The sequence below is a fragment of the Psychrobacter sp. 1Y4 genome (assembly GCF_051847555.1).
Genome location: NZ_JBPYDE010000090.1, coordinates 1 through 1,245, shown reverse-complemented (window position 1 = coordinate 1,245; position 1,245 = coordinate 1). Strand labels below are relative to the sequence as shown.

2 protein-coding genes are annotated in these 1,245 nt (G+C 47.1%); both read left to right on the top strand.

What is annotated here, in order from left to right; genetic code table 11:
- Window positions 1-711: DNA-processing protein DprA (locus ACS8FC_RS14405; RefSeq protein ID WP_439297265.1), on the top strand; the 711-nt coding region annotated here is incomplete at its 5' end.
- Between the two features lie 122 nt (window positions 712-833).
- On the top strand, window positions 834-1,245 hold a 412-nt coding region (locus tag ACS8FC_RS14400), incomplete at its 3' end, for an L-threonylcarbamoyladenylate synthase (protein WP_439297264.1).

The following is a 1,245-nucleotide window of genomic DNA, read 5'->3' as shown; positions in this document are numbered from 1 at the left end:
ATCGGCGTGATGGGGACAGGGATTGATGTGAATTATCCCAATCACCGTGACCAATTATTTGCTCAAATCATCGAGCAAGGTGGCTGCATTATTAGTGAGCTACTACCGCATACTCAGCCGCACAAACATACCTTTCCGCGCCGTAACCGTCTGGTAGCTGGGCTGAGTCTGGCCACTATTGTGACCGAAGCGACGATCAAAAGTGGCTCTCTCATTACTGCCCGTCTAACCTCTGAGCAAGGCAAACAAGTCTTTGCCATTCCAAGTCATATTGACAATAGCAATGCCGAAGGTTGCCATCATCTGATACGTGAAGGGGCGACGTTGATTTATCATCCTCAGCAGGTGTTAGAGGACGTCAATGGTCAGCTTGATTATGATAAGCGCTCGTATAGACCAACAGATATTACTACAAGCGCTAATAGACACCAATCGAAGGTCACTCAATCCTCTGACGCGTTAAATGTAGAGACGGGCTCTGTCACAACGGTCAGTCAGCCAGAACCTTCTCATATCAAATCCCCTCGTAGCGCGATCGTTGTCCCTGAGCATTTAACACAGATCTATGAGCAGCTCGATTGGCATGGACAGGATTTAGATGCGCTTATTATTGCCACTAAGCTTGCGCCACCACAACTGATTGGACAGCTGATGGAACTTGAGCTAATGGGCGTCATCAGTGTGCAAGGCGGACGCTATTTACGTGTATAGCGTATCGTCACTCCTAACTATCGCATGAAAATAAGTAGATGGATTCTAAATATCGCTACCTTAGTCAGCCTGTCTCTTGTGCTATTATTAGTGTCTCTATTCCAGCATGAAATATGTAAGCTATGAGCCAATCTATACCTTTTATCACTGACTCTGCCACACAAGCTGCAAACTGGCTTAAGGAAGGAAAGCTGCTTGCATACCCAACAGAAAGCGTTTGGGGTATCGGTTGCGACCCTTATAATACAGCCGCTGTGCAGCGTATCTTGGATATCAAACAACGTCCGCAAGCCAAAGGCATGATCGTCATTACCGATAGCGTAGAGCGTTTGTCACCTCTACTAGCCCCTTTAAATAATACCCAGCGCCAGCAAATTATCGATAGCTGGCAGCCAGATGTTAATGATGGCGAGCTACAAAATCGCCAAGCGCATACTTGGTTATTACCCATTCCTCAGACACTTTCGACCACGATGCCCTCATGGATAATGGGTGAGCATCAGACCATTGCAGTCAGGGTCATCGCCCATCCTG